Origin of the sequence: Klebsiella sp. KE9456, from assembly GCF_043832615.1 — a bacterium.
Lineage (GTDB): Bacteria > Pseudomonadota > Gammaproteobacteria > Enterobacterales > Enterobacteriaceae > Klebsiella > Klebsiella indica.
Genome location: NZ_JBDYQK010000003.1, coordinates 253,606 through 276,502, shown reverse-complemented (window position 1 = coordinate 276,502; position 22,897 = coordinate 253,606). Strand labels below are relative to the sequence as shown.

The following is a 22,897-nucleotide window of genomic DNA, read 5'->3' as shown; positions in this document are numbered from 1 at the left end:
TAATGTGATGAAAAAAACAGTGATGATTCTGGCGGGCGGCCTGCTGTGCAGCTCGCAGGCGTTAGCGGCGGATAACCCCGACCTGATCGCCCAGGCGAAAAAAGAGGGCAGCGTGACCTTTAACGTCTGGTACCTCCAGCCGCAGTGGCGCAGCTTTGTGAAGGATTTTGAGCAGCAGTACGGCGTTAAGGTGCGCATCCCGGAAGGCAGCATCGACGGCAATATGAACAAGTTGCTGGCGGAAGCGGGCAAAGCGAAGGGTAAAATCGACGTTATCGCCCTGTCGGTGGCGCAGTTGCCGGTGACGACGGGGGCGAAAGCGCTGGCAAAGGTGGACGACCTGCCCGGCTATGGCGACGCCATTCACCAGATTCAGAACGTCGATACCCAGGGTTATGCCGTGGCGTTCTGGGGCAATCAGACCGGATATGCTTACGACCCGCAGCAGATGGGCGACCGGGCGCTGCCGCAAACGCTGGAGCAGTTGCAGAGCTTTATCGACGCCAACCCGAAGAAGTTTGGTTATAACGACCCGAACAACGGTGGCGCAGGAGAAGCCTTTATTCAGCGTATCGTCACCACTCAGGGCGGCGCATTTAACAGCGAAGCGGAGAGCGTTGACCCGGCGGTGGTGAAAAACTGGCAGAAAGGCTGGCAGTGGTTTGCCGCTAATAACGACAAAATTACCCGCACCGCTTCTGGTGCCGACAGCCTGACACGTCTGAACGACGGCGAACTGATGCTGACGCCCGCGTGGGAAGACCATCTGGCTGGCCTGCAAAAAACCGGAGCCATCACCTCGCGGCTGAAATTTTACGTACCGGCGTTCGGTATGCCCGGCGGCGGTAACATCGCGGCCATTGCCGCCAACAGCCCGCACCCGGCGGCATCACGGCTGTTTCTTAACTGGCTGATTCTGCCCGAAACGCAACAGGCGCTGAGCAAAGCCTTCGGCTCCACGCCGATGAATAAACAGGTCAGTCCGGATGTGCAGCGCCCGGATACCGAGGTGCAATTTTACGGCAAGTCGTACAGTACACAGCTCAGGAAAGAGTTTGTGCGTGAAGTCATGATGCAGTAAGCCTCAATTTGCGTGCAGCTATAAACAATTTCCCCCAGAACCTGACCACGCGAAAAGGCAGAATGCAAAAGGTTCAGGGGAAGGGGTTGAAGGGATAACGGGCTTACCCGGAAAAGGAACCCCCTTCGTCTTTCGGGTTGCAGTCCCGCGACCCGAAATCCATTGGGTATAAAGGGCCATTATGCGGATATGGCTGGCACGCAAAAAACCAGACACCACACCCTCCACCGACGAGACAAACGCCACGGAGGGCTGGCTGCAACCTGAATCCACCGAAATCCTGCTGGCGAAACCATCCCGCCAGCAGCTTATTCAGTTTATCCGTCAGAGCACCGCGCTCCCTGCCCCGCTGTTCGAACGCTTCTGGCTGACGCCGCTCCATCGTTTTGCGGAACTGGCGCAGTCGTTTCCCGCTTCGGAAAACCATCACCACGCCCATGCGGGCGGTTTGCTCGAGCACAGCCTCGAAGCCGCCTGCTATGCCGCACGGCTGCGGCAGAGTTATCTTTTTCCGCCTGATGCAGCGCCGGAAGATCAGGCCGCTCAGTCCGAACGCTGGACGACGGTTATCATCTACGCCGCGCTGCTACACGATCTGGGTAAACTTGTCACGGATGTTGAAGTGGAGGATGCCAGCGGGAAACGCTGGTTTCCGTGGCATGGCCCGCTGACCCAGCCTTATCGGTTCCGTTATCTGCCGCAACGTGATTACCTGCGCCATCCGGCTGCGGCAGCTCTTCTGCTGACCCAACTGCTCCCCCCGGAATGCCTCGACTGGCTCGCCGCTGATTCTGCTGCCTTATCCACCCTTCTGCACTGCCTGAACGGGCAGTATCAGTATGCCGGGCTGGCGGGTGAACTGGTGCAGAAAGCCGACCGGGCGTCGGTGGCGTTTAATCTCGGCGGCGATCCGGTTAAGGCAATTCATCGCCCGCCAACCTCGCTGCCGCAGCAAATTATTACCGCCCTGCGCGACCTGCTGGCGCAGGAGTTCCGACTCAATAACCCGAACGGCGGCTCGGATGGCTGGCTGACGGAAGAGGCGCTGTGGCTGGTCAGTAAGAACGCTGCCGATGCCGTGCGCGGCTGGCTGCTGCGCCAGGGGATTGACGCCGTACCACAGCATAACGTGCGGTTGTTCGACGAGATGCAGGCGCACCAGTTGCTTATCCCCTGCGAGGATAAAGCCATCTGGCATTGTCGGATTGAGGCCAGCGGCGGCTGGAGTAGTGAACTGACCCTGCTGCGCTTTTCTCCGTCGCTTATCTGGGAAAGCCTGCAGCAACGGCCAGACGTTTTTCAGGGAACGGTAACGCCCATCGCGCCAGAACCGGATAAATCCTGCGTTGCCAGTGATCCTGAGCCTGAACCTGTTCCCGCCACGCTACCGGATGAAGAACCGCTGTCCGGCGAAGCCTTCTGGCAGTGGCTGACCCAAAGCGTCCAGATGCAACGCCTGGAAATCAACGAACCCAACGCCCGGATCCACACCGTCGCCGGAACGGCGTTTCTGGTGACTCCTGGCATTTTTAAGCTATGGCTGAATGCCTGCGGCAGGAATATCCCGACAGAACGCTGGCGGGAGGTACAGAAAGCGTTTCAGGACCTGAATCTGCACCGCAAACGCAAAAACGGCCTCAACATCTGGAACTGCGCCGTTGTCGGCCCGCGCCGCAGCTCGCGTTTAAAGGGGTATCTGCTCCACGATCCCACACTGCTGTTCGGCGATGACGTCCCCTTTAATAACCCGCATCTCTTGCTGAATGAAGGAGAGAATGATCATGACCTTTGAAAAACTCCTGGAGGAGTACTTTTTCGCCCGCCTGCTGCGACCGGCGACCCAGGATTGTTATCGCACGGCGGTGGAGCAGTTCACTCACTGGCGCAACGTACTGCCCGCCGAAGTCACGCCACATATGGCGCTGGAATGGCGCGGCTATCTGCTTAACGAGCGCGATATCAAGCCGGTGAGCTGGAATCACTACATGCGCCACCTGCGGGCGCTGTATAACTTCGCCATCCGCCAAGGGCTGCTGACGCAGTTCGTAAACCCATTTATGAACATTACGCTGCGCGAATCGCGTCGCCGGAAGAAAACCCTGACTCATGAACAGATAGTTCTCTCACGCGACGTGCTGCATCACTACATCGAGCAGGAGAAAACGCAGTACGGCTACCGTTCGCCGTTTTACCCCGCGTGGTTCTGGCTGACGGCAATAGAGACGTTCAACTACACCGCCATCCGGCTGAACCAGCTTCTGCATCTGCGCAGCCGCGATATCGACCTGCTGCATAACACCCTGTTTATTCAGAGCGAGGGCAGTAAAAGCCACGATGAGCATGTGGTGCCCATCTCCTCCCGACTGCGGCCACATCTGGAAACGTTGCTGTATGAAGCGCGAAAACGAGGGATCGCCTCCGGCGAGCAGTTATTTAATATCAACTGCTTCAACCAGCGGACGCTGCGTCAGGGTAAACCGATGACAGAAAATCAGGTTAGCTACTTCTTTGCCAAACTGAGCGACGCCTGCCACAGTCGTTTTTCCTCACACCGCTACCGCCACACCGTGGCAACCGAACTGATGAAGAAACCGGAGCAAAATTTATACGTCACGCAGAAGCTGCTGGGACACAGGGATATTAAAGTGACGCTCAGCTATATCGAACATAATGTCGAGATGCTCAGAAGTTGCGTGGAGAGAGATTGACAAAGCGGAAGGTGAGTGGAAAGATCCCGAACTGAGGCTTTATAAACAAAAAAGCCAGAAACACGGCCTCTTGTGGTTGCCGTTAATTTCCGGTCTTAATGAATAACGTATTGACTGCTTTAGGTTTTCCGCCTGCTTTTTAATTCATGGTGCCGAAGGCCGGACTCGAACCGGCACGTATTTCTACGGTTGATTTTGAATCAACTGCGTCTACCGATTTCGCCACTTCGGCACTGAAGGGGATGCGGAAACGTTGTGGATTATACCTGTCATACGCTGCCATGCAAGCAACGTTACGTCCTCCAGCCATCAAGTGATGAATTTTTCATCTGTTCAGTGCCTTAGCTTCTTTAAGCGCCCGTTTTCCCATTCTCCTGCCCCACCTTCTTTCAGCATCCGCCCGCCGCATGCTCTACACTTCCTTCTTAACTACGCCAAACCCAAGGAAACTGTGATGAGCAAAATGAAAAGTTACGCCGCCAAAGAAGCGGGGGCCGATCTGTCGCTGTGGGAGTACGATGCCGGCGATCTCAAGCCGGAAGATGTCGAAGTACAGGTGGAATACTGCGGCATCTGCCACTCCGACCTGTCGATGATCGACAACGAATGGGGTATGTCGAGCTATCCGCTGGTAGCCGGTCACGAGGTGATTGGTCGCGTGGCTGCGCTGGGCAACGCGGCGCAGGATAAAGGACTGAAAATCGGCCAGAAGGTAGGCATCGGCTGGACGGCGCGCAGCTGCGGGCACTGTGATGCCTGTATCAGTGGCAATCAGATTAACTGCCTGGAAGGAACGGTACCAACCATCACCAACCGCGGCGGCTTTGCCGATAAGCTACGCGCCGACTGGCAATGGGTGATCCCGCTGCCGGAAAACATCGATATCGAATCCGCCGGGCCGATGCTCTGCGGCGGCATCACCGTCTTCAAACCGCTGCTGATGCATCACGTCACGGCAAACAGCCGCGTCGGCGTCATCGGCATTGGCGGCCTCGGTCATATCGCCATCAAGCTGCTGCGTGCGATGGGGGCGGAAGTCACCGCCTTTAGCTCAAACCCGGCCAAAGAGCCGGAAGTGCTGGCGATGGGGGCCGATCGCGTGGTCAACAGCCGCGATCCTGACGCCTTAAAAGCGCTCGCCGGTCAGTTCGACCTGATCATCAACACCGTCGCCGTCGACCTCGACTGGCAACCGTACTTTGCCGCGCTGGCTTACGGCGGCAACTTCCATACCGTCGGCGTGGTGATGAAGCCGTTCCCGGTCTCCGCCTTTACCCTGATTGGCGGCGACCGCAGCATCTCCGGCTCAGCCACCGGCAACCCGTCTGAGCTGCGCAAGCTGATGAAATTTGCCGGGCGTAGCAAAGTCGCGCCGACCACTGAGCTGTTCCCGATGTCGCAAATCAACGACGCGCTGAAGCACGTTCGCGAGGGCAAGGCCCGCTATCGTGTGGTGCTAAAAGCCGATTTCTGACGCTCCCGTCTATGCTTCAGGCAACGCGCAGGTTGCCTGGAGGCAAATAATTTAGGCGATACGCTCATCCCCATGCCGGGCTGCCCCTCTGCCCGGCATATCTGATTCGTTCATTAAACCGTCATCTCACTGCCATACCTTTGCAGTCATTCCTTTTCACAATCCGGGCTTCTACAAACGCCTGCACGAGACATCTGCCGCCATGAGAAAATACTGGCTCCCCTGGATGATACTGTCGCCTTCCCTGCTATTTTTATTACTGTTTACCTGGTTGCCGCTGGGGCGTTCGGTGTATGACAGCCTGTTCGATACCCGAATGGCCAGCGATGGCGGCCAGTATGTCGGACTGGAAAACTTCGCCCGCCTGTTTGCCGATGACGTCTTCTGGCAGTCTCTGGTTAACAATCTGCTCTATATCCTGCTGACGGTGGTGCCGGGCGTCACTCTCGCCCTGCTGCTGGCGGTCGCTCTGGCCGAAAATCACCGCGTGAATCGCTGGCTGCGCACCGCGTTCTTTTTCCCGATGATTATCCCGATGGTCAGCGCCGCCGCGCTGTGGCTGTTTATCTTTATGCCCGGTCTCGGACTGCTGGACCATTACCTGGCGAAGCTGTTCGGCCCGATGAACAACAACTGGCTGGGACGCAGCAACAGTGCGCTACTGGCGCTGGCGCTCATTGGCGTGTGGAAGTTCGCCGGTTACTACATGCTGTTTTTCCTTGCCGGACTGCAAAGCATCCCGGCGTCAACCCGCGAGGCGGCGCTTATGGAAGGGGCCACCCGCACGCAGGTCTTTTTTAACGTCACTCTGCCGCTGTTGCGCCCGACGCTCAGCTTCGTGATCACCACGGCGCTGATTTATTCCATTACCCAGATTGACCACGTAGCGGTAATGACCCGTGGCGGTCCGGATAACGCCACTACCGTACTGCTTTACTACATTCAGAACCTCGCCTGGGACACCCACGATTTAGGTAAAGCCTCCGCCGCCACTTTCCTGACCCTGGCCGGGCTGTTCGCCTTCTCGCTGATTAACCTCAAACTGCTGGAGAAAGGAGCGCATTATGAGCGCTGAAATCTCACCGCTGGTACTACGTTCGCAGCGCGCATCGCGCCCGCTGTGGCTGCGCCTGCGCCGCTCGCAACCCTTTACCGTGACGGTATTAATGTGCTGCCTGGCGCTGCTGTGGATAAGCCCGTTTTTGTGGATGCTGGCGACCTCGTTCAGCGCCACAACCTTCGGCGAAGATATGGCATCCCTGCTGCCCAGACTGCCGCTGACGCTGGATAACTTTCGCGATGCCTGGGCCAGCGCCGACTGGCTGAACCTCTATGCCAACACCATTATCTTCGCCTTCGGCACCTTTTGCGTACAGCTGTTGACCATCACCACCGCCGGATACGTCTTCGCCTGCCACGAGTTCCGCGGCAAAAAGACGCTGTTTCTGCTGTTCCTCGTGCAGTTGATGATCATGCCGGTAGTGATGATGGTGCCGAACATGCTGACCCTGAAAACCTTCGGCCTGCTCAATACTCTCACCGGGGTGATGATGCCCTATTTCACCTCGGCGTTCGGCGTGTTCCTGATGCGTCAGGCATTTCTCGCCATCCCCAAAGAGCTGGAAGAGGCGGCGCTGATGGAGGGTTGTCGCTGGTGGCAGGTGCTGTTCCGCGTGCTGCTGCCGATGTCATGGCCTTCGGTGCTGGCCTTCGCCACCGTCAGCATTACCTACCACTGGAACGAGTATCTGTGGCCGCTGATGATGCTTAACGACCCGGATAAACAGGTACTGACCGTGGGGCTGGTCTCCTTCGCCATGGGCGCGGAATCCGGCGGCCAGTGGGGCACCATCGGCGCCGGAACGCTAATGGTCTGCCTGCCGCTGATGCTGGCGTTCATTCTTTTCCAGAAACAGTTCCTGCGAAGCTTCGGTTTCGCCGGGATCAAATAAGGAGTTATTCATGCTGCTCGCGCAAATTTCCGATACCCATTTCCGCAGCCACGGCCAGAAGCTATACGGTTTTATTGATGTCAACGCCGCCAACGCCGATGTGGTCTCCCAGCTTAATGCCCTGCAGGAGCACCCGGACGCGGTGGTGGTAAGCGGAGATATCGTCAACTGCGGCCGCCCGGAAGAGTACCAGGTCGCCCGGCAGATCCTCGGCAACCTCAACTATCCACGCTATCTCATTCCCGGCAACCACGACGATAAAGAACTGTTTCTGGAATATCTGCATCCTCTGTGTCCGCTGCTCGGTAACGATGCGCAAAATATGCATTATGCGGTAGACGATTTTGCCACTCGCCTGCTGTTTATCGACTCCAGCCGGACGGGGACGTCGAAAGGCTGGCTAACGGACGACACCATCAAATGGCTGGAAGCGCAGCTATTTGATGGCGGCGACAAACCAGCAACGGTGTTTATGCATCATCCGCCACTGCCGCTGGGCAACGCGCAGATGGACCCCATCGCCTGCGAGAACGGCCACCGTCTGCTGGCGCTGGTTGAACGTTTCCCGTCGCTGACGCGCATTTTTTGCGGCCATAACCACAGTCTGACCATGACTCAATATCGCCAGGCCATCATCTCCACCATTCCGGGAACCGTCCACCAGGTCCCCTATTTTCACGAAGATACGCGCCCGTATTACGACCTCTCCCCCGCGTCATGCCTGATGCATCGCCAGGTGGGCGATCGGTGGGTGAGCTATCAACATCCGCTGACCCATTACGCCGGGCCGTGGATGTACGACGAACATATCAGTTGCCCAACGGAAGATCGCTAATCACCATGCTTAGTCTGCAAAACATCAGTAAACAATTTGACGGTAAACCGGCCCTCAGCGCCCTGTCGCTGGATATTCACGACGGTGAATTCGTGGTGCTGGTCGGCCCGTCCGGCTGCGGCAAAAGCACCCTGCTGCGCCTGATCGCCGGGCTGGAGCCGGTCAGCGCGGGGGAAATCTGGCTATATGATGAGAACATCAGCGAAATGTCGCCCAGAGAGCGTAATTTTGCGATGATTTTCCAGAACTATGCTCTGTTTCCACATCTGTCGGTGCGCGACAACATCACCTTCGGCATGAAGGTGAGAAAAGAGGATAAAACCAGCTGGCAGCCACGGGTGGAGAAAGTGGCGCAGATGCTGCAACTGGAAAACCTGCTGGATCGCAAACCGGCGAAGCTTTCCGGCGGTCAGCGGCAGCGGGTGGCGATGGCGCGGGCAATTGTGCGCAATCCGCGCCTGTTCCTGATGGATGAGCCGCTCTCCAACCTTGATGCCCGCCTGCGCAGCGAAGTACGCGACAGCATTATGGACCTCCACCAGCAGCTCAACATCAGCACCATCTACGTCACCCATGACCAGACGGAAGCGATGTCAATGGCTGACCGTATTGTGGTGATGAACGGCGGTCACGTACAGCAGGTCGGACGCCCGGAGTATCTCTACGCGAATCCGGCCAATTTGTTTGTCGCCGGTTTTATCGGCTCCCCGGCGATGAATCTGCTGTCGCTGCCCTGCGCCGACGGTCAGGTACTCCTTGGCGAACAACGTCACCCGCTACCGCCGGGCTACCGGGAAGAATCCCGCGTCTGGTTAGGTATTCGTCCGGAACATATCAGCGATCGCGTGGAAGAGAGCCATCTGCGCCTGCCCGCCACCGTGCTGCAACGAGAACTGATGGGAGCCGATTATCTGCTCCACGTCAGCACCCCTATCGGCACCTTACGCTTTAGCCGTCGCCATCGCGGAGCGGTGCCGGAGAAAGGCGACGCCCTGCTTCTCGGCTTTTCGCCCGACGATATTCATCTTTTTCATGCTGAGAAACAGCATAATTTAACGCCTGTGCATCAGGCGCTTACTCCAGGAGATTAATCATGTTTAAACCTCTCACGGCTCTTGCGGTTGGGCTAAGCCTCGCTCTCAGCGGCGTGGCGCTGGCAAAAGAGAAAATTGACTTCATGTTTCCGGCGCCGGTGGATGGCAAGCTGACCATGGAGATGACCCGCATCATTAAGGCCTTCAACGAGTCGCAGCAGGATGTCGAAGTGCGCGGGATCTTTACCGGCAACTACGATACCACCAAAATCAAAGCCGAATCGGCGCAAAAGGCCGGACAACCGCCCGCGCTGGTAATTATGTCCGCTAACTTCACCACCGATCTGGCGCTAAAAGATGAGATCCTGCCGATGGACGAACTGTTCCGTTATGGCAATCAAAAAGCGGGGGATTTTTTGCAGCAGGCGTTCTGGCCGGCAATGCGTAAAAATGCCCAGGTGATGGGCACCACCTATGCGATCCCGTTCCATAATTCGACGCCAATCCTTTACTACAACAAAACCATGTTCGATCAGGCCGGGATCAAACAGCCGCCCCAGACCTGGGCCGAGCTGCTGGCGGACGCCAAAAAGCTGACCGACGCGAGTAAAGGGCAATGGGGGATCATGCTGCCGTCAACTAACGATGATTACGGCGGCTGGATCTTCTCAGCGCTGGTGCGGGCCAACGGCGGACAATACTTTAACGAGGATTATCCGGGCGAAGTGTATTACAACACGCCGACCACTATCGGTGCCCTGCGCTTCTGGCAGAACCTGATTTATAAAGACAAAGTGATGCCCTCCGGCGTGCTGAACTCGAAACAGATCAGCGCCAGTTTCTTCTCCGGTAAAGTCGGAATGGCGATGCTCAGCACCGGCGCGCTGGGTTTTATGCGCGAGAACAGCAAAGATTTTGAGCTCGGCGTGGCGATGCTGCCGGCCAAAGAACAGCGCGCGGTGCCGATCGGCGGCGCCAGCCTTGTGAGCTTTAAGGGGATCGACGACGCGCAGAAAAAAGCCGCGTATCAGTTCCTGATGTATCTGGTCAGCCCGCAGGTTAACGGGGCCTGGAGCCGCTTTACTGGCTATTTCTCACCGCGTAAAGCCGCCTACGATACGCCCGAAATGAAGGCCTATTTGCAGCAGGATCCGCGCGCGGCAATCGCTCTTGAGCAGTTGAAGTATGCGCATCCGTGGTACTCCACCTGGGAGACCGTCGCCGTGCGTAAAGCGATGGAAAACCAGCTGGCCGCGGTGGTGAACGATGCTAAAGTCACCCCGGAAGCCGCAGCACAGGCGGCACAGAAAGAGGCCGACGCGCTGATGAAACCCTACGTGGATAAGACTGCCCTGGCGGAAGTGAAGTAAGCATTTTCTCCTCAGACGGTACACCGCGATGAGGTGGGGAGCGCGTTCAGTCACGGCGTGAATTGGGAGGTTACTCGCCGCCGTGAATCTCCCCGATCGTACCTCGCTGACTGGTGCTACAGGCCAGTACAAGATGATATCACTCGTCCTTTCTGCCCCAGCCGTTTGATTTTTCAACGTAAAAAAGGTACTTTTTCATCTTCCCCCCCCAGCGTGAGCGGTCATGCATTATGCCTATTATTCAGTCTGTTGAACGTGCACTGACGATCCTCGATCTGTTTAATGAACAGGCTACGGAACTCAAAATCACCGACATCAGCAAACAGATGGGCCTGAGTAAAAGCACCCTCCATTCGCTACTCAAAACTTTACAGTTATACGGCTATATCGACCAGAACCCGGAAAACGACAAATACCGCCTGGGCATGAAGCTAGTAGAGCGCGGCAACTTTGTGGTAAGCAGCATAGACATTCGTCAGAAGGCGAAACGCTGGCTGACGGAACTCTCGCAACGCACCGGACAGACCACCCATCTTGGTATTCTTGACGGACGCGAAGGCGTTTATATCGAGAAAATTGAAGGCAGGCTTGCCGCCATTGCCTACTCACGTATCGGTCGTCGTTTACCGATCCATGCGACGGCTATCGGCAAGATATTGATTGCCTGGCTAAGCGAGACAGAGCTGAATACTCTGCTGGAAGGCTATCAGTACACATCGTTCACTCCAGCAACAATTACCTGCCGCGAAGATCTGTTGGCGACGCTGGCGCAAACCCGCGTCCAGGGTTATGCGCTGGATTGCGAAGAGAATGAACAAGACGTACGCTGCGTAGCAGTGCCGGTGTGGAACCATGAATCTCGCGTTATTGCAGCGCTGAGCCTGTCAACGTTAACCTCCCGTGTCGATGACGACGAGCTGGCCCGCTACCGCGGATTGCTGGAAGAGGCCGGGCGTCAGTTGTCGAAAGCGCTGGGCTACCCGGCCTGAGGATTTACTCGATGACCGGTTGGTAACTGAAGTAGTCAAAATCAGCGTAGCAACCATCACCGCTAATATCCTCGCAGTGCAAGCCAACAAAAGCACCGGTAAAGAATCCGCGTCCGCCGATGTAATCATCCGACAACTTCCAGGCTGCATATTCCACCGGCACAGTTTGCCATTGCTCACCGTCAAACGAGTAGCTGTAGCGATAGATAAGATGGTCAACGTCAACCCTCAGCCACACGCTCCGCGTCTCGTCCGGCACTGCAATGGGTTGTTCGTGCAGCGGCCACGACGGTACGTTATGGTCAAGTTGCAATACTTTAATAGTTCTCCCCTTCCCTTCTTCATAGTCAACAAAACAGTAGCTCCAGTTTTTGCTGTTGTAATAACAGGTTAATCCGGCGCTCTGCTGGAAGTTTTCCGGGGCGAACTCCATCCGTGTTTCGGCGCGAAAGGCGAAATGCTGCCAGCGCCGCGCCACCGTGGACTGGATAAAGGTAGAGTTGAGCGAGTCATTACCGTACAGACGTAAAAATCCCGGCCGCACGCTGAGGGAGCCCAGCGTGTCATCAAACGGAATACGCAGAGTTTGCAACTCTGGATTGAGTGTCGGGCCATTGAAGTCATCTCGCCAGTTCACCACCGCAGCCGCACGACTTTCAACCATTTGCGGCCCCGGCACGGTCAATTGGGCGTGTTTTCCTCCTTCCACGGACGGCCAACCGTCATGCCAGGCGATGCGCACAATTCCGGTTTCTCGTCCCAGTGAACAGTAACCACGACCGCCGGAGGCCAGCAGCGGCACGCCGGGTAAACGCTTCGGACGACTAGTAAGATAGGCCATATACCACTCGCCAGTATGCGTCTCCAGCAGCGATCCGTGGCCGCTTTTCTGTAACGGGTTCTCCGGCAGATGCCAACTGGTCATCATTGTCCCGTCCGGGTGCAGTTCGTACGGCCCGTCAATATTTTTCGCCCTGAGCACAACCACCGCGTGTTCGTAACTGGTACCTCCCTCAGCGACCAGCAGATAATACCAGCCATCCTTGCGATAAAGGTGCGCCCCTTCGGTATAACGCAGCGCCGTACCGGTAAACAAAGTTTTGCGCGTTTTAGACAGGGTCCGGGTTTGCGGAAAATACTCCTGTAGCACGATGGTACAGTGCGGATCGCTGTGGTGACGCGGCCCCCATGGTCGGTAAATATAGTATTTTCGACCATCGCTATCATGAAACAGCGATGGGTCGAAGCCGCCGTTGCCCATCGCAACGGGCTCGCTCCACGGCCCTTCAATCGATGGTGCGGTCACCAGATAGTTACGACCATTTTTCCATGGCGAATCGACGATTTTCACATCAGTATACAGTAGCCAGAACAACCCGTCGGCATAGCTCAGGCATGGTGCCCAAATGCCGCCGGAATCAGGGTTGCCTTTCATATCCAGCATCGACACGCGATCCAGCGGTGCGCTCACCAGCGACCAGTTTTTCAAATCCCGCGAGTGATAAATGCGTACCCCCGGAAACCACTCGAAGGTGGAGGTTGCGATGTAATAATCCTCATTCTGGCGACACAGCGATGGGTCCGGGTTAAACCCGGTCAGAATAGGGTTAGTAATGGTATACATATTGCCTCCTCATTAATTTGACGTCGCAGTGGTCGCGGCAGAAATAGCCTCTTTCGGCTCCTCACGATGCTTACGTAATTGCTGGCTGATGGCTTCAACGCGGGCATTGGTCAATTTATAAAATGAAAGCATGATGAACATGCCAACGTAGAGCACCACAGGCACCACGCAGAACAGGATTTTAATGGTGGTTAAAACCTCCACCGGCTGTACGCTGCTGCTCGCGGAGTAGTTCACATATGCCAGAATCCAGCCCACCACCGCGCCGCCAATAGCCAGGCCAATTTTCAGACTGAACAGGTAAGTAGAGAACACCAGACCATCGAGACGCCGCCCGCTACGACTCTCTTCATAGTCGACCACATCGGAAGCCATCAGCCACTGCAGTGGCGTAGTGGTGTTAAAGATGAACAGGAAAACAATATTGAGAGCGAAAATCAGCGCAATGTACTCAGCAGGAGTAACGAAAATAAGCAGGCTTATCAGCGAATAGACGACGATAATCGCTTTAAAAGCCTTTACCCGGTCAAAGCGGCCCAACAGGCGTGACGAGGCCAGCGAACCGAACATAGTAGCGATGCTGCCATAAAGCAGGAACTGCATCGCCATTTCTGGATGATCCATCACATATTTCACGAAGTATAACGTTGCCCCACCGCGCACAACGTTGGAGCAAGTCGCCATCATTTTGAAGGTACACATAATTCGCCATTGGGTGTTACCGAACAGCAACTTGAGATCTTTCGCCACCGACGACCCTGGCTGTACCTCAAAGGTGTAACGCTCTTTGGTGGTAAAAAAGCAGACGTAAAGCAGTACCACGCCGACCAGTCCCAGCACACACATCGCGCCAAAATAACCGACCTGTTCGTTACCTTTACCGATAATATTCACCAACGGCAGCGCTATGCCGCTGATCGCCAGCGAACCTGCCGCCGCAAGGAAAAAACGCCACGACTGTAACGCATGGCGCTCTTTTGGATCGGCGGTAATTACTCCCGGCATCGCGCAGTAGGGCACGTTGACGAAGGTATAAACCAGCGTCAGCAGAATATAGGTCACGCAGGCATAAATAATTTTCCCCTGCGCAGAAAAATCCGGCGTGTAGAAGGTGAGCATACAGACGACCCCAAATGGAATCGCCCCCCACAGCAGAAACGGACGAAACTGACCGTGGCGAGTACGGGTACGGTCCACCAGCAGTCCCATCAGCGGATCGGTGACGGCATCCAGAACGCGGGAAATTAAAAACAGCGTACCCATAATGCCGGCGGACAGGCCGAATACGTCGGTGTAAAAATAAGCCAGCAGAAACATCGTTGCCTGCCAGACAAACCCGCAGGCAGTATCGCCCAGCCCGTACCCGATTTTATCTTTCATAGTTAATTGCATATTTATCCCCGATCCAGAGAGTGGATATCGTGCAAACGTCAGGGACCTGAAAAAAGCAATAAATAGCCGCTGAAGAATCAGGAATACACCCATGATACGTGTGCTTAATTCACGTTTTCGTGTTATTTCAGTGTACGGAGTTGTTCCTTTTTACGGCAATGGTCATTTTTTACTTATGAATTATGTTATTTAGTTTTTGTGATTTCCATCGACATTAAACACAAATAAAAAATATTTTTATCTTTTATTTTTAGCTAATTACAAACATATAAGAAAATGGAATTTGGCTTATTTAAGACATAAAAAAACGGCCCGCGAAATATTTCACACAAGCGAGAAAAACTTAAATTTATTTAAAGTCCAAGGGCTTTTTTACCGGCGTTAATCACCTCAATAATTTTATCAGTATCATATATGCAGCCTTTCCATGTACCACCGCTAATCGACTGCAAAGCCGCCCACAGGCGAGTATCGTCGGGTAAACAGTCATGAGCATGCAGGTCAGGATGGAGAGGTCTCGCCGCTAATTCCATCCCCCCCTCTTCCACCGTCAATCGCTTTTCCACTGTGCCGATGAAATTAACGCTGCCGGTTAAAGCAAAACGATCGACTACAATCTCAATAATGTCGTCATCGCGCAGTTTACCGATCGGCCCGCCCGCCAGCGCCTCCGGAGCGACATGACCAAAACAGGCACCGGTCGAAACCCCGGAGAAACGGGCATCGGTAATCAAGGATACCGTTTTTCCCCATGAGATGTGCTTCAACGCCGAGGTAAGCTGGTAGGTCTCTTCCATGCCAGTGCCGGACGGCCCACCACCAATCACTACCATAATGTCTCCCTGTTCGATCTCGCCGTTTTTGATCGCTTTGATCGCCAGCGCTTCAGAAACAAATATCCTCGCAGGCCCGGTATGACGATACACACCATCCTCATCCACCACAGTCGGATCGATCGCCGTGGCTTTTATCACCGCTCCTTCCGGAGCAATATTGCCAACAGGGAAGGCAACCGTCGAGGTAAGTCCTTTAGCCCTTGCACGGGTCGGGGGGAGGATCACATCATTCGGATCGACTCCATCCTGATCGCGCAGACACTGGCGAAATTTCACACGTCGTTCGGAAGCTTGCCACCAGTCAAGATTTTCACCCACCGTCTGACCAGTCACTGTCATCGCATCCAGATGCAGTAGGCCCAGACCTCGCAAATGCAGCATCACTTCCGGCACTCCACCGGCGAGAAAAGCGCGTACCGTCGGGTGGTAGTCCGGTCCATTCGGTAGCACGCTGACCAGACGCGGAACTTTTCGATTTATACGTGTCCACTGTTCAACGTCAGGAATCGTGCAGCCTGCAGCATGAGCAATAGCGGGAATGTGCAACAGGAGATTGGTCGAACCGCCAAACGCCGCATGGATTACCATCGCGTTTGCGATCGCTTTATCGCTCAAAATATCGCGAGTGGTGATGCCGAGATTATCCAGTTCGCTTACCGCTCGTGCCGACTGGCGCGAGATTTCCAGCCACACTTCCTGCCCTGATGGCGCCAACGCCGAGTGCGGCAGCGCCAGCCCGAGCGCTTCCGCCACAACCTGCGAGGTACCCGCTGTGCCTAAGAACTGGCAGCCGCCGCCCGGCGAGGCACAGGCACGACAGCCGAGTTCAGCGGCTTCCTGCAACGACAATTCATGGTTGGCGTAGCGTGCGCCAATAGTCTGTACCTTTCCAGCGTCTTCGCCAAAGGTTGGCGGCAGCGTTGCCCCACCGGGTACCAAAATGGTCGGTAGATCGTGCATCGCCGCCAGCGCGATCATCGTCGCCGGTAGGCCTTTGTCACAGGTGGCGACACCAATCACCGCCCGACGCGTCGGCAACGAACGGATCAAACGACGAAACACAATCGCCGCGTCGTTGCGGTACGGCAAGGAGTCGAACATCCCATGGGTACCCTGAGATCGTCCATCGCACGGATCGCTGACAAAAGCGGCGAACGGAATGCCGCCATTGCGCGTTATCTCTTTTGCCGCCGCCTGCATCTGTAGGCCGATTTCCCAGTGCCCGGTATGATAACCTAACGCCACCGGGCGACCATCACCGGCGCGAATTCCCCCTTGGGTACCAATAATCAACACCTCCTTCCCCGTAAGCTTGTTGGTATCCCAGCCCATGCCGGCGTTTTGCGTCATGCCAAACAGATTACCGCTCGGCGATTCCATCAGCATTTGCGGCGTCAGTGGCAGCACGCCCTGTGGTCCGGATGCATGAGTGATGACCGCATAAAAGGCATCATCCTGGGAAATGAATATCTTCTCTATCGCCATCTTATTATTCCGGTTTAGCAGAGTCTAAGCTGTTGCAACAGCGCTTTAAGCTGCATCTTTTGCACTTCATCCAGCGGAGAGGCCGGGGGGAGTACGTGTGTCGAAATCGGGCGACCGCACATGACGATCGCCTCTTTAATCACGTTAACGAACGGTGTATCCAGTTGATAAATTCGCGGGATTTGCAACAGCGTCTGATGATAGTGTGCCGCTTGCGCCAGATCGCCATCGCGGAAAGCCTGCAGCAGCTTCACTGATATCTGCGGCGCAAAATTGACGCTGGCAGAGATCGCCCCATCACCGCCAAGCAGCAGAGTGTTAAATAGGTGGTCATCGTAACCACAAAGTACCGAGAAGTGTGGGTGCGCCGATTTGACCGTTTTGATCATGCTGCGCAGGTGAGCCACCGAATCGATAGTGTCTTTGATGCCAACAATATTACGTCGCGAATCCACCAGCGTTTTTACCAACTCAGGAGGCAGATCCTGGCCTGTTAACGCCGGAAAGTTATACAGCACCACCGGCAGAGTCACGCAATCAGCCACCTGCTGAAAATAACGAATCAGATTGTGTTCAGAAACTTTCCAGTAATAGGGGTTGATGACCACAATGCCGTCGGCTCCCGCTTCCTGTGCGTGCTGACTAAGTTCGATGACTTCCCGGGCGTTAGTGCCACCGGTGCCAACCAACACCGGCACCCGCCGATCCACATAACCAATGACAAAGGTGGCAATGGTTTTACGCTCATCGACATTAAGCTGAGAGAACTCCCCACCGCTGCCGAGGATGAACAGGCCGTCAACGCCAGCGAAAATCATGTCATCAATCAACGCGGCGGTACCCACTTCATCGAACTGACCATCGGCGGTAAAAATAGTCGAAACAGGCGGAATAATCCCTGAGAACTGCATGGTTTGCTGCATGAGATCCCCTTGCTGAATCATCTTGTTCTATATTATAGAACCTCGTTCTTTTATTTAACGATCATACTATGCCGCCAGCAAAGAAAAGGTAAATGCTAAGGAAGCCGGAAGTGCGTATTTTTTAATCTCGATCACAAAATAACCGTTCTGTTCTAAAAGTTGTGGTGAGCTCGGTGCGAGACATATACCGCCGTTCAGACTGGCTGCGAGAAGAAAAACTGTACGATATTGATGACTGGAGAGAGAGCGAGTGCCCAGGAGTTTTATTCCACTGAGAGGAAAGTAGAAAAAGCAGGCCACAGCACGCTGTGGCCTGAAATGAAACAACGATTAGATTCCTGCCGTTTCACGGATGTATTTACGTGCTTTTACCGCATATTCGAATGGGTTGGCCAGCGCCGGATCCTGCTCGGCCTCGACCACCATCCAGCCTTTATAACCATGATCGTCCAATAATTTGAACACCGGGCGGAAATCAATCACCCCATCGCCCGGAACCGTAAAGGTCCCTTTCTTCACCCCATCAAGGAAAGAGAGCCCTTCACGACGCACCTGTTCAATCACCGGCGGACGCACGTCTTTCAGGTGCACATGGTTAATCCGCGACAAATACTTTTTCAGAATCGCCAGCATCGGCTCCTCACCGCCTTCGGAATACCAGGCATGGCCGGTGTCGAACAGCAGGAAGACCTTGTCATCTACCAGCGACATAAACTTGTCGATCTCTTCGGTGGTCTGGATACCGGTTCCCATATGATGATGGAGACAAACCTGCATACCCTTTTCCGCCGCCAGACGGCCGATGGTGTTGTAACCTTCCGCAACCCGCTGCCACTCTTCTTCGCTAAAACACGGTTTCACATTGCCAAGAATCGGTTTTTCCAGCCCCTGGATACTGCCGCTCTGCTCAGAACAACCGATTACTTTCGCGCCCATGGCATGAAGAAAATTCATATGATTCACAAATTCATCAATGGTTTTTTCCCGCTGCCCGTTGGCAAAAAAGGTACTAAACCAGGCGTTGCAAATCTGAATGCCGCGGATATCCAGCATCGGCTTGAGAACCGCCGGATCGCGTGGATATTTGCTGCCAACTTCGCTACCGGTAAAACCCGCCAGCGCCATTTCGCTGACGGTTTGCTGGAAAGTATTCTCGCTGCCAAGATCCGGCATATCGTCATTCGTCCAGCCAATCGGGGCGATAGCCAGTTTTACATTATCTTTGTTCATAGTAGGGCTCCTGCCGCTGCGCCTTGCCAGCGCAGCAATTGATGCTCGATAAGTTCACATGTTTCCGTTACCTGATTTCTATTTTCCAAATCCCTATGTAAATAGATCTACCCACCAGAAAAATGTGCTTAACGTTTATAGAACTCGGGACATTCAGGCAACGCTATCGTAACCGGTTCGCTGATCCCCTGCGCTTTGATACAGGCGTCGGCAGCAACAGATGCCGCATAGCCATCCCATGCTGATGGGCCATTCAGTTGTCCAGCCTTAACATCGTTAATGAAAGCTTGCAGTTCAACGTCATATGCTTTGATAAAGCGGTCTTTCCAGTCGACCAGAATAGCGGTCGACAGGTTAGCGGATTTACGCATTTGTACCGCTGACGGCTCAGGCAGACGGGCAATGCCGGTTTCACCAATAACCTCGCACTGGATGTCGTAGCCGTACTGGCAATTCACGAACACTTCAACATCGATCAGTGTGCCTTTCCTGGTTTCAAACGACACGATCTGCGGATCCTTCAGCCCCGCATGGGCGTAAGACGTGGAACGCGGGAAGCGTACCTGTACCGAACGATAGTCGTCGTTCAACAACCAGCGCAAAACGTCCAGCTCGTGGATCAGGGTATTGGTGATCGCCATATCGGTGGTATAGTTCTCGCCTACAGACTGATTGCGGTGCGCGCAGCGCAGCATCAGCGGCGCACCGATATCGCCGTCATCAATCACTTTTTTTAACGCCTGATAGCCTTCGTCATAGGGGCGCATGAAACCAACCTGCACCAGGCGGCGCCCCGCTTTCATTTCTGCATCGACAATACGGCGACAGCCTTCCGCGCTCATCGCCAATGGCTTCTCACAGAAGACTGGCTTACCGGCAGCAATAGCAGCCAGCGTATACTCTTCGTGGGTCGGGTCCCATGAGGTGACCAGGATGGCGTCAACATCGCTGGCCTTAATCACATCATGACCATCAGCATAAATTTCCGCAGTGACGCCCGGCAATGCAACCGCAGCGCGAGCGTTCTCTTGATTGATATCTGAAACTGCCACGACCGTGGCGCCCTGTAATACCTGAGTGCAACGGCGGATATGTTCTTTACCAATGGCACCTGCGCCGATAACGCCTAATTTAAGTGACATAGTGAGTGTTCTCCCGATAATTTTAGGGTTCAGAGTTTATGTTCAGTTTTAGTAATCCCGCGCCTGAGCGCGTTTTTCATTAATTATTTTGGCGACCTCGCGGATCCGTGCCGACAGCGCTGTCTGCGCGACACCTACGTTCCACCAACTTCCATAGCCATGCACCATCGTTTTCGGCAGCACTTTTATATCGATCAGCGTACTGATCGTCTCACGACGCGCGGCATCCAGCGCATGGCGCAGTTCATCCAGCGTCGTCACGCGCCAGGTTTTACAACCATAGCCGGCAGCAACAGTAGCAAAATCCACCGGCATCAGGCCCCCCTGAAGCTGGCCCGTCTCCGCGCAACGGAAGCGGAACTCAGTACCAAAACTGTCCATACCATGCCCTATCTGCAGGTTGTTGATGCAACCATTGGCCATATTGTCGAACAGTATGATGTTGATCTTCGCGCGCTCCTGCAGGGAGGTCACCAGTTCGGAATGCAGCATCATGAACGAACCGTCACCCACCAGGGAGTAAACCTCACTCTGGGGCTGAGCCAGTTTAACGCCCAGCGCGGCGCTGACTTCATAACCCATGCAGGAGTAGCCGTATTCCACGTGATAGGTGTTGGTTGCCCGGTTGCGCCAGACGCGCTGCAGGTCTCCCGGCAAACTTCCCGCCGCCGCGACAATCACCGCGTCGGACGGTAAGGTTTCGTTCAGCACGCCGAGGACGCTGCTTTGTGTCAGGGTGGAATCGGTTATCTGGCGGAATTCGCGATACACCGACTCACGATCCAGATGATCATCAATTTCCGGTACGAAAGACTTTTCCTGCCACACCGCCTGATAAACGCGCTGCGTCTCTTTCAATTGACGGCTCTGCACGCTTTCAATCTGCTCGCCCCACCCGGCCTGCCAGGTTTCGCCGGACAGGGCGTCATCCAGGGCAGTAAGGGCTTCACGCGCATCGGCCAGCATTGGAATACCGTCCAGTTTCCAGGCATCGAAATTGCTGACGTTAATATTGAGAAAACGCACTTCCGGATGCTGGAAAATCCATTTCGACGACGTGGTGAAGTCGCTGAACCGCGTACCGAGGCCGATAACTAAATCCGCTTCTTTCGCCAGCAGGTTGGCTGCCAGACACCCGGTTTCACCAACGCCGCCCACATTAAACGGATGCGAAGAGACCACGGTGCCTTTACCGGCCTGGGTTTCGGCAAACGGGATACCGTAGCGTTCGGCAAAACGGGTCAATGCCTCGCCTGCGCCGGAATATTTCACCCCGCCACCGCAAACAATCAGCGGTTTACGGCTGGCTTTAATTGCGGCAACCGCGTCCGCCAGCTGCACGGCGCTAACCGGGCGACGGTCGAGACGGTGTACACGACGGGTAAAGAAAGACGCGGGATAATCCCAGGCTTCACCCTGAACATCCTGCGGCAGGCACAGGGTCACCGCGCCCGTTTCCGCCGGGTCGGTCAGCACGCGCATGGCGTTGATGCAGGCGCTCATCAATTGTTCCGGGCGGGTAATGCGATCCCAGTATTTGCTCACCGCACGAAACGCGTCGTTGGTGCTGATACTCAGATCATGGCTCTGTTCAATTTGCTGTAAAACCGGATCGGGCTGGCGAGTGGCAAACACATCGCCGGGCAGCAATAACAGAGGAATACGGTTGGCGGTCGCGGTGCCGGCGGCGGTAATCATGTTCGCCGCACCGGGGCCGATGGAGGAGGTGCAGGCAATAATCTGACGGCGTAAAGACTGTCTGGCAAAACCCGTCGCAGCATGCGCCATCCCTTGCTCGTTACGCCCCTGATAGACCCGCATTTCACCGCTATCTTGCTCCAGGGCCTGTCCCAGCCCCAGAACGTTGCCGTGGCCAAAGATAGCAAAGATACCTTGCACGAATTTATGCTCTTCACCATCGACGTCCAGGTACTGATTATCCAGGAACTTAACCAGCGCCTGCGCCGTTGTCAGTCTCAGTCTGCCCATGTTGCCTAATCCTTATATTTCAGTATTTGTTGTGTGGGTTAGCGCGTTTGCCCTGTACAGCCTGTACAGTGATACGATTAATGACTCAGGGAAATCGTTAACGTCACAGGAATACTGTTGGATTATAGGCAAACATTTTTTTCATTAAATAGAAATACAGAAGAAATATTTCATTTTGCGAGAGGGATCAAACTATACATAAAATCATTCAGTCGGTATTCAGGCGGCAACAAACAGCATCCCCATGAGCATGCGCAAGCCAGGTGGCTGGAATGAAAAGCAAATCTGTCAGAAACAGATCTGAGCATCATGAAAAAACCGGCCCTCGATAAGGTTCGCACATTTTTTCCGGATGATGGCTAACGCCTTACCCTATCTTTAAAAACATGTAATATCAAAAAGTTATATATATACCCCCAGTCCATTACGGCACGCTACCCACGATTCATGCCCTCGCGGCACAGTTTGTCAGCAGTCTGAAATCCATCAGAAACAGGCGGGGGCGCGGCGATGTTATGGTTGGCCAGGATGAGAGGCAAGAGTGCGCCGGATCATTTTACACCCAATAGATTAGCGGCCGACAAAAGGCGGCAGTTTTATGGATAAAATGCTTACTCGTGCATTTCACACGTTTCATTAACAGCCCGCATTTGGCTGGACGCGCGGTTTATGAGGCCATATCGTTTATATTTCCTTAAAAATCATAGATAAAGAAAATAACACACGCCGTCCGGGACGCCTTTTCGCCGCCTCGCAAGATCCATCCCGGAATGAGGCTCAGCGCGGCATAGTGGTAGATCCCTCACATTTTTGGTTTTTTAATTTCGAACTAG

The 22,897-nt window shown here is 54.7% G+C and carries 17 protein-coding genes and 1 tRNA gene; 10 read left to right on the top strand and 8 right to left on the bottom strand.

Annotation, left to right across the window (positions count from 1 at the left end; translation table 11 throughout):
- The first annotated feature begins 7 nt into the window (after positions 1 to 7).
- From ABK821_RS04950 to ABK821_RS04940, 3 genes are all read left to right on the top strand, one after another.
- Positions 8 to 1,081, top strand: a complete 1,074-nt coding sequence (locus ABK821_RS04950; RefSeq protein WP_343178442.1) for an extracellular solute-binding protein — start codon at positions 8 to 10, stop codon at positions 1,079 to 1,081.
- A 181-nt stretch (positions 1,082 to 1,262) separates the two neighbouring features.
- Positions 1,263 to 2,873 (top strand): MobH family relaxase, encoded by a 1,611-nt coding sequence (mobH, locus tag ABK821_RS04945; RefSeq protein ID WP_343178422.1) that lies wholly within the window; start codon positions 1,263 to 1,265, stop codon positions 2,871 to 2,873.
- Entirely contained in the window at positions 2,863 to 3,789 is a 927-nt protein-coding gene (locus tag ABK821_RS04940; RefSeq protein ID WP_061376752.1) for a site-specific integrase, read from the top strand. Before mobH ends, ABK821_RS04940 begins: the two co-directional genes overlap by 11 nt.
- A gap of 147 nt (positions 3,790 to 3,936) precedes the next feature.
- Here ABK821_RS04940 and ABK821_RS04935 read toward each other — a convergent pair.
- Positions 3,937 to 4,021, bottom strand: a tRNA-Leu gene (locus tag ABK821_RS04935).
- Positions 4,022 to 4,243: 222 nt separating this feature from the next.
- Between ABK821_RS04935 and ABK821_RS04930 the strand changes: the two genes are divergently transcribed.
- The 7 genes from ABK821_RS04930 (at position 4,244) to ABK821_RS04900 (ending at position 11,443) form a co-directional block, all read left to right on the top strand.
- Positions 4,244 to 5,263, top strand: a complete 1,020-nt coding sequence (locus ABK821_RS04930; RefSeq protein WP_343178423.1) for an NAD(P)-dependent alcohol dehydrogenase — start codon at positions 4,244 to 4,246, stop codon at positions 5,261 to 5,263.
- Between the two features lie 202 nt (positions 5,264 to 5,465).
- Positions 5,466 to 6,338 (top strand): carbohydrate ABC transporter permease, encoded by an 873-nt coding sequence (locus ABK821_RS04925; RefSeq protein ID WP_138361609.1) that lies wholly within the window; start codon positions 5,466 to 5,468, stop codon positions 6,336 to 6,338.
- Positions 6,328 to 7,215: a carbohydrate ABC transporter permease gene (locus ABK821_RS04920; RefSeq protein WP_138361610.1), complete on the top strand. Its 888-nt coding sequence runs from the start codon at positions 6,328 to 6,330 to the stop codon at positions 7,213 to 7,215. The genes ABK821_RS04925 and ABK821_RS04920 overlap by 11 nt, the downstream gene beginning before the upstream one ends.
- 10 nt (positions 7,216 to 7,225) lie before the next feature.
- Positions 7,226 to 8,050 carry a phosphodiesterase gene (locus ABK821_RS04915; RefSeq protein WP_343178424.1) on the top strand — a complete coding sequence of 275 codons (825 nt, stop codon included), beginning with the start codon at positions 7,226 to 7,228 and terminating at the stop codon, positions 8,048 to 8,050.
- 5 nt (positions 8,051 to 8,055) lie between these two features.
- The gene (locus ABK821_RS04910; RefSeq protein WP_142502842.1) at positions 8,056 to 9,141 is read left to right on the top strand and encodes an ABC transporter ATP-binding protein; all 1,086 of its coding nucleotides are present in this window, start codon (positions 8,056 to 8,058) and stop codon (positions 9,139 to 9,141) included.
- Between the two features lie 2 nt (positions 9,142 to 9,143).
- Positions 9,144 to 10,454, top strand: a complete 1,311-nt coding sequence (locus ABK821_RS04905; protein ID WP_343178425.1) for an ABC transporter substrate-binding protein — start codon at positions 9,144 to 9,146, stop codon at positions 10,452 to 10,454.
- Positions 10,455 to 10,684: 230 nt separating this feature from the next.
- The gene (locus ABK821_RS04900; RefSeq protein WP_138361614.1) at positions 10,685 to 11,443 is read left to right on the top strand and encodes an IclR family transcriptional regulator; all 759 of its coding nucleotides are present in this window, start codon (positions 10,685 to 10,687) and stop codon (positions 11,441 to 11,443) included.
- Positions 11,444 to 11,447: 4 nt separating this feature from the next.
- On the opposite strand, the gene ABK821_RS04895 is transcribed toward ABK821_RS04900, so the two are convergent.
- From ABK821_RS04895 to iolD, 7 genes are all read right to left on the bottom strand, one after another.
- The gene (locus ABK821_RS04895) at positions 11,448 to 13,067 is read right to left on the bottom strand and encodes a glycoside hydrolase family 43 protein (protein ID WP_138361615.1); all 1,620 of its coding nucleotides are present in this window, start codon (positions 13,065 to 13,067) and stop codon (positions 11,448 to 11,450) included.
- A gap of 12 nt (positions 13,068 to 13,079) precedes the next feature.
- Positions 13,080 to 14,459: a glycoside-pentoside-hexuronide (GPH):cation symporter gene (locus ABK821_RS04890; protein ID WP_138361616.1), complete on the bottom strand. Its 1,380-nt coding sequence runs from the start codon at positions 14,457 to 14,459 to the stop codon at positions 13,080 to 13,082.
- A 353-nt stretch (positions 14,460 to 14,812) separates the two neighbouring features.
- Positions 14,813 to 16,780 (bottom strand): YjhG/YagF family D-xylonate dehydratase, encoded by a 1,968-nt coding sequence (locus ABK821_RS04885; RefSeq protein WP_138361617.1) that lies wholly within the window; start codon positions 16,778 to 16,780, stop codon positions 14,813 to 14,815.
- A gap of 14 nt (positions 16,781 to 16,794) precedes the next feature.
- Positions 16,795 to 17,703, bottom strand: coding sequence for a dihydrodipicolinate synthase family protein (locus tag ABK821_RS04880; RefSeq protein WP_138361618.1), 909 nt, complete (start codon positions 17,701 to 17,703; stop codon positions 16,795 to 16,797).
- A 330-nt stretch (positions 17,704 to 18,033) separates the two neighbouring features.
- The gene (gene iolE, locus ABK821_RS04875) at positions 18,034 to 18,933 is read right to left on the bottom strand and encodes a myo-inosose-2 dehydratase (protein ID WP_138361619.1); all 900 of its coding nucleotides are present in this window, start codon (positions 18,931 to 18,933) and stop codon (positions 18,034 to 18,036) included.
- 128 nt (positions 18,934 to 19,061) lie between these two features.
- A complete protein-coding gene (locus tag ABK821_RS04870; RefSeq protein ID WP_138361620.1) occupies positions 19,062 to 20,075 on the bottom strand; it encodes a Gfo/Idh/MocA family protein in 1,014 nt (337 codons plus the stop codon).
- A 48-nt stretch (positions 20,076 to 20,123) separates the two neighbouring features.
- The gene (iolD, locus tag ABK821_RS04865) at positions 20,124 to 22,064 is read right to left on the bottom strand and encodes a 3D-(3,5/4)-trihydroxycyclohexane-1,2-dione acylhydrolase (decyclizing) (RefSeq protein WP_343178426.1); all 1,941 of its coding nucleotides are present in this window, start codon (positions 22,062 to 22,064) and stop codon (positions 20,124 to 20,126) included.
- Between the last annotated feature and the right edge of the window lie 833 nt (positions 22,065 to 22,897).